5 protein-coding genes and 1 pseudogene are annotated in these 6,433 nt (G+C 67.9%); 3 read left to right on the top strand and 3 right to left on the bottom strand.

The features are described 5' to 3' along the window. Positions 1 to 116: 116 nt before the first annotated feature. Positions 117 to 344, top strand: a pseudogene (locus tag QWY28_RS05485) (integrase core domain-containing protein); the annotation flags it as partial. Here the strand turns inward: QWY28_RS05485 and QWY28_RS05480 are convergent. Further along, entirely contained in the window at positions 319 to 750 is a 432-nt protein-coding gene (locus tag QWY28_RS05480; RefSeq protein ID WP_300951282.1) for a hypothetical protein, read from the bottom strand. The pseudogene QWY28_RS05485 and the gene QWY28_RS05480 sit on opposite strands and share 26 nt — an antisense overlap. 701 nt (positions 751 to 1,451) lie before the next feature. On the opposite strand from QWY28_RS05480, the gene QWY28_RS05475 reads away from it, so the two are divergent. Further along, positions 1,452 to 2,639, top strand: a complete 1,188-nt coding sequence (locus tag QWY28_RS05475; RefSeq protein WP_300951281.1) for a FlgD immunoglobulin-like domain containing protein — start codon at positions 1,452 to 1,454, stop codon at positions 2,637 to 2,639. Positions 2,640 to 3,450: 811 nt separating this feature from the next. Here QWY28_RS05475 and QWY28_RS05470 read toward each other — a convergent pair. Next, positions 3,451 to 3,879 (bottom strand): molybdenum cofactor biosynthesis protein MoaE, encoded by a 429-nt coding sequence (locus QWY28_RS05470; RefSeq protein ID WP_300951280.1) that lies wholly within the window; start codon positions 3,877 to 3,879, stop codon positions 3,451 to 3,453. Positions 3,880 to 4,085: 206 nt separating this feature from the next. Here QWY28_RS05470 and moaA point away from each other — a divergent pair, with 206 nt between their 5' ends. Continuing rightward, positions 4,086 to 5,084, top strand: coding sequence for a GTP 3',8-cyclase MoaA (gene moaA, locus QWY28_RS05465; RefSeq protein ID WP_300951279.1), 999 nt, complete (start codon positions 4,086 to 4,088; stop codon positions 5,082 to 5,084). 299 nt (positions 5,085 to 5,383) lie between these two features. Here the strand turns inward: moaA and pdxS are convergent, their stop codons facing one another. Next, positions 5,384 to 6,277: a pyridoxal 5'-phosphate synthase lyase subunit PdxS gene (gene pdxS / locus QWY28_RS05460; protein WP_300951278.1), complete on the bottom strand. Its 894-nt coding sequence runs from the start codon at positions 6,275 to 6,277 to the stop codon at positions 5,384 to 5,386. Positions 6,278 to 6,433 lie beyond the last annotated feature (156 nt).

Raw genomic sequence — 6,433 nt, 5'->3', positions numbered from 1 at the left:
CGGTACCTGGCTCGCGAGCTCTTTCGCCTGCTGCCGGCCCCGGACGCCATCGCCAATCCCGGCGACGAAGGGCTTGAAATCGCGGCCTGATCGACTTGACGATCTATAGGAGCATCAACGCCCTGATGGAATGCGTGATCGGGCTCTACAAGACCGAGTGCGTGCGCACCACGGTCTTCCATGCCGGCCCGCTGCGGACCATCGGCGACGTCGAGTTCGCCACCGCCGGCTGGGTCGACTGGTACAACAACCGGCGCCTGCACGGCACCCTTGGGATGATGACCCCGGTGGAGTTCGAGCAAGCCCACTACGCGACTCTCAACCGAGAGCCGCACCCCGTATAGAAGCGGCGGAGAACCTGGGGCGCTTCAGGTCGAGCGCCGTAACCGGCTTGGAGGAGGAACGAGTCGTTTCGGGCAGGCTGTTGAACGCGACCCTGTAGCGACTGACGGTCTCCTCTTCGGCGTTTGTCGCCCGGGCGTGAGCGATGTAGTGCCTCATCAGCTTGAACATGGTCAGCTCGTCGCTGTGTGGCGCGGCCAGTTCGCCGAGCGTCTCGCGCACGGCGGCTTCGGTCTCGCCCAGGGTGCGGCCCTTGAGCCGTTCGGTCTTGCGGCCGCCGTTCCCGACGACACCGGTCGGGTAGTAGACGACTCGGTCCTTGTAGACGCGGACCGGGTCGCCGTCGCGCTTGCGGTAGACGGTCTCGTTGCTCTTGGTCGCCTCGGCGGGCGTGTTGGTTGTGGTCATGGACGGACTGGTCCGGCGCCTCGGAACGCTGCGCAATCAACGCACGTGCTTGTCCGGCGACGTTGCCTGCGGGGGTTGATTGCGGACAGCACGGTCGAGGCGCACTCTGAATGTGAGACCGGCGTGCGGGCGCCCCCTCTACTGCTCTCCTCCGCCACGCGCGGCGACGTTCCGCTGATGGGGCGGCGGCCGACGGGGCCGCCACGAGATCCGGACCGCTCCACCGCATGCCAGCTCCGGTCAGGGACGCAGCACTCGGTCCTACGGCGTCGACAACGGGTTCGCGCAAACAACCCCACACGACTCCAACGTCATTTGGTCGTCACCCACCTCGGCCGGCCGTTGCGCGCAGTGGGGCGACGACAGAAGCCTGGCCCGACCGGGGATGGTCGGCGCTCGCTCGCGGTTGCGCGCTTTGCGGCTTGTATAGGACCAACGACGTCTGGCCGCTTGCCCTTGTCAGCACCCACTGGTGGAGGCCGAGCTGGGCGCCTCCCCTCGTACCAAACGACCCGGGACGGCGAGCCGGCTACCGCTCCCGGGTTCCGCAGTTGAAGCGCGACTCTGGAATGAGCATCCGGACGATCGGTTCGAGGTGCTGTCGACCTGCCAGTTCAGTTGCTTCGGCCACGAAGTCTCCGTCTTCGAATCTAGAGTGAAGACCGTCAACATGACGCGCTCACAACTCGGGGGAACCTCCAGTGCGCCACAACTTCTTGCGTCGAGCTGCGGTCATCGCGGCGTTCGCGACCATCCTTCCCGCGTTCACGGCCCACGCGGCCGACGAGGAGCCTGAGCCGGATGGGGTCGCAATCGTGACACCGGCAGACGGGGAGCTCGTCCCGTACCAGCGCACGGGGATTCCGATCACGGTCGACCTCACCGACGTCTATTCGGACGACGATCACATGCTCGCGGTCGAGTGCAATTACCAGGAGTACAACGACCTCGACGTCTTCTACTTCGACAACACTGGAACGCAGAAGACCTTCACCACACGACTCCGAGACCCCTACCCGGGCGCGACATGCGAGATGTACGGACTGGTCGGCTCCCGCTTCTTCACCATCGGCTACCCGCCGCAGAAGATCAACGCGTTCGCCGGCAACCGGCGCGAGTTCTACCCCGAGCGAAACGGCTACCGAGACAAGATCCGCATCGGGTTCACTCTTACCGCCCCGGCCGAGATCACCGCCGAGGTCACCCGCAACGGACGCTCGGTGCGTACCGCCAGCATCGGTGTTCGCGAGCAAGGTGTTAGCCATTGGGACTGGGACGGACGCACTCAGGCCGGAACGATCGCGGCCCCAGGCCGCTACGACGTCGTGCTGACTTCAACCGACGCTGCCGGCACCCAGGTCACTTCTACGCCCGTGACTGTCACGGCGCGGCCAGGCGATGGAGCGACCGCGCTGAATGCGGCCGACAAGATCGGCGACGCGCCTGCAGCTATCGACGTGCGTCGTCTCCGCGTGACCTACCACGTACGCAATCTGGTCATCGGTGCCGCTATCCCGAAGTTGCGGGCCGCGAAGGTCGCGAGCATCTACGTGATGGTCGATACCGGCCGCCGCGACGACGCCGTCTACATCCTCTACGCCGACCGGAATCGCCGGGGGAAGTGGAAGCCTTCGATCGTTCGCGATCAGATCGGCGACGCCGAACCCCCGCCGACCGACGTCAAGTGCCCGGGCGTCCGCGTCAGCACCGGCCGCGGCGAAGGTTTCAGCCGCGGCCTGGAAGTACGCGTCCCGGCCGGGTGTCTGTCCGGCGATCGGGCGCGAGTGAACTTCATGGTTGGCACCGCTTACGACCAGAACTGGAACAACGACACCGACTACGCGCCGAACGGTCGGTACTGGCTCCCGTGGGTGGACCAGCCCTACTGAGACGGTCCGCAGCTGCGAAGCGGCTCAGGTACGCGTCGGTTGCGGAGCTTCCCGCGGGCCTGCCAACGCAACGGCCGTCGCCGCGGCGCAACGATCGCGTCCCGCTCCGAAGCGGGGTGCAGTGGTTTCCCTGCACGAGAGTCGATTGCGGCCCGGCCGGTTCTGGCGCACCCTCTGGGCTGGTCAAACGCTGGGCGCATCGCCACGCACGCCGGGCGCAGCCACCCGCACCACGAAGCACGCGCCCCGTGTCAGGACTGTGTCCGAGCCGGCACGGCCAGTGCGTTACGCGCAGGTCAGCGCGCTGCGAGGCGCCTCCTGCCGGGGATGTGGGACATCTTCGAGAGCCCCCACGCCCCTTCGCCACGCGTGCGGTCGAAGTAGGAACGGCGCGGCTTCATGGCGGAACGGGTGCGGCCCCGGGAGAAACTCCCGGGGCCGCGGAGGCCGAGGCCTCGGTCACCTTTCGGTGAACTGGTTGAAACTTAGGGCTGGTCCGCGGCTCACGCAGCGATTCGGGTCATCTCGCGACACCGGTCCAGTCCAGATCGCTACCCGCTCACTTCCACGCCACTACCGGAGACCAAGGCCGCGCCAACCCCCACCGCATCACATGAGTCTTGAGCCAGCGCAGTGCCGCAGCAGCGAGCCGGCACGCTTACGCGGAAAAGAGCTCCGAGCATGCCGCCCGACCAGGAGCTAGGGCGCGCGCCTTCGACGAGTGCAACCACGCCCGAACCAAATCTCGGTCACTCAAGCGGGCCGAGCCTCGTATGGGGCGCGCCAAGCTGGTCCATTCCCGAAGGAGGGGTCAGGGGGACCCGACCCATTCCTCGGTGCCGTCGTTGAACCGCTGATGCTTCCAGATGGGGACCTCGGCCTTGAGAGTGTCGATGAGCATCCGCGAAGCTGCAAACGCCGTTGCGCGGTGGGCCGAAGAGGTCGCAACCACCACAGCGATGTCCCCGACCTCTAGCTCGCCGACCCGATGGACGGCGGCAACGCCGTGCACCTCATGCTGCTCGGCCACCGCTTCACACACCCGGAGCAAGCGCTCAAGCGCGCTCGGATGAGCGGAGTACCCCAGCCCGCTCACTTCCTTCTCGTCATCGTGATCACGCACGCGCCCCACGAACAGGACGAGCCCGCCCGACGCGTCGTCGTCGAGCGAGGCAAGCACCTCGGTTACATCCAACGGCTCTTCTCGGACGTCGACGAGGCGGACAGCCGTATGAGTCATGGGAGGACGTTAGTTGTGCGGACACAGGGGCCCGGATCGGTCGGATGATCGTGGACTGGTGACCGCCTCCATCAGGTACGCAGGATGGTGATGGAACTGCCGGCGGTAGTCCGTCGCCGCGAACCGCCGGATGATGCCGACGACGGACACTCCGTTATCCGGTCTCTGACAAAGCGGCGGTGCGTACGCAGATCTAGGCTCGACTCATGGCGATGAGACCGCTCGAGGACCGGTACGGCCGGGTGGCCACCGACCTGCGCGTCTCGCTGACCGACCGGTGCAACCTGCGGTGCAACTACTGCATGCCGGCCGAGGGCCTGGACTGGCTGCCCGACGACAAGGTGCTCACCGACGACGAGGTCGTCCGGCTCATCGGCATCGGGGTCGAGCACCTCGGGATCCGCGAGGTCCGGTTCACCGGTGGAGAGCCCCTGGTACGCCGTGGGCTCGTCGGCATCGTCGAGCGCACGCGCGCGCTCGACCCCGACCTCGAGCTCTCGATCACCACCAACGCGCTCGGCCTGGCGCGGACCGCCGACAAGCTCGCCTCGGCCGGCCTCGACCGCGTCAACGTCAGCCTCGACACCGTCCGCGCGGACACCTTCCACACGATCACCCGTCGTGACCGCTTCCACGACGTGGTCGCCGGCCTCGAGGCGGCCCAGGCCGCCGGCCTGGGACCGGTCAAGGTCAACGCCGTCCTGCTGCGCGGCACCAACGACGACCAGGCCGGCGAGCTGCTGGCCTGGTGCCTCGAGCGCGGCTACGAGCTGCGGTTCATCGAGCAGATGCCCCTGGACGCCCAGCACGGCTGGTCCCGCACGGGGATGGTCACCGCGGAGGAGATCTTCGAGCGGCTCGCGCGCGACTTCGTGCTGACCCCGGCGGCCGAGCCGCGGGGGAGCGCCCCCGCCGAACTGTTCACCGTCGACGGCGGCCCCGGCACGGTCGGCGTGATCGCCTCGGTCACCCGCCCGTTCTGCGGCGACTGCGACCGGGTGCGGCTCACCGCCGACGGCCAGGTCCGCAACTGCCTCTTCGCCCGCGAGGAGTCCGACCTGCGCCTGGCCCTGCGCGCCGGCGCTTCCGACGAGGAGATCGCCGACCGGTGGGTCGTGGCCATGCGCGGCAAGCTCGCCGGCCACGGCATCGACGACCCGGCGTTCCTGCAGCCGGATCGTCCGATGTCGGCCATCGGCGGCTGACGGGCCTCCGCGCTCGTTCCGATGGGTCCACTTAGACCCGGCGGGTTGAGCATGTGGCGTCGAACCGCGGGCCTAGCCCCGTTCGACGATCGCCAAGCAGTCCTCGCATCGTTCCCAGTCCTCGGCGTAGAACGGCCGGTCCCACCACTTGGGCCACGTCTCGCAGGGAATCCCGCACGCCGTGGAGAGACTGCCCATCTCCTTGGCATGCACCGCTGAGGACGGTAGACGAACGGGATCCGGGTCCCGCCTCACCAGCTGGCTGAACTTCGCGACAACGAACCACCGGTTCAACACCGTCACCACCCCCGCTCGGCGAGGCGGTGGGGCTGCGGAATGTCCTCGACGTTGATGCCGACCATCGCCTCGCCGAGACCGCGCGAGACCTTCGCGACCATGTCGGGGTCGTCGTGGAAGGTGGTGGCTTTGACGATCGCCTCGGCGCGCTGGACCGGGTTGCCGGACTTGAAGATGCCCGAGCCCACGAAGACGCCCTCGGCGCCGAGCTGCATCATCATCGCCGCGTCGGCCGGGGTCGCGATGCCGCCGGCGGTGAATAGCACGACGGGGAGCTTGCCGGTCTCGGCGACCTCCTTGACCAGGTCGTACGGCGCCTGGAGCTCCTTGGCGGCGACGTACAGCTCGTCGCCCTCGAGCGCCGCGAGCCGGCGGATCTCGCCGCGGATCGTGCGCATGTGGGTGACCGCGTTGGAGACGTCGCCGGTGCCGGCCTCGCCCTTGGAGCGGATCATTGCCGCGCCCTCGGTGATGCGGCGCAGCGCCTCACCCAGGTTGGTCGCGCCGCACACGAACGGCGCGGTGAACGCCCACTTGTCGATGTGGTTGGCGTAGTCGGCCGGGGTGAGCACCTCGGACTCGTCGATGTAGTCCACACCCAGCGACTGCAGCACCTGCGCCTCGGCGAAGTGACCGATGCGGGCCTTGGCCATGACGGGGATCGAGACGGCCTCGATGATGCCGTCGATCATGTCCGGGTCGGACATGCGGGACACGCCGCCCTGGGCGCGGATGTCGGCGGGCACGCGCTCGAGCGCCATGACGGCGACGGCGCCGGCGTCCTCGGCGATCTTGGCCTGCTCGGCGGTGACGACGTCCATGATGACGCCGCCCTTGAGCATCTCGGCCATGCCGCGCTTGACGCGCGTAGTGCCGAGTTCGCTACCCAGAGTCATACGATCACAGCCCTTCTAGCGCGACCGTGGTGGCTGATGGCGGCGCTATCGCAGTCTGTGAGCGTCCAGCCCTGAGCGCTGGCCAGGACCGTCGTGCGTCCTACGCCCACTTCTACCGAGGGGTCAGCGGCAGTAGCGACGTACTCGACAAGGTGA

The sequence above is a fragment of the Nocardioides oceani genome (assembly GCF_030412965.1).
Lineage (GTDB): Bacteria > Actinomycetota > Actinomycetes > Propionibacteriales > Nocardioidaceae > Nocardioides > Nocardioides oceani.
This window is presented reverse-complemented; position numbering and strand designations above follow the sequence as displayed.

Coding starts and splice junctions, on each gene's coding strand:
- QWY28_RS05480 (WP_300951282.1), bottom strand. CDS start 750: ATGACCACAACCAACACGCCCGCCGAGGCGACCAAGAGCAACGAGACC.
- QWY28_RS05470 (WP_300951280.1), bottom strand. CDS start 3,879: ATGACTCATACGGCTGTCCGCCTCGTCGACGTCCGAGAAGAGCCGTTG.
- moaA (WP_300951279.1), top strand. CDS start 4,086: ATGGCGATGAGACCGCTCGAGGACCGGTACGGCCGGGTGGCCACCGAC.
- pdxS (WP_300951278.1), bottom strand. CDS start 6,277: ATGACTCTGGGTAGCGAACTCGGCACTACGCGCGTCAAGCGCGGCATG.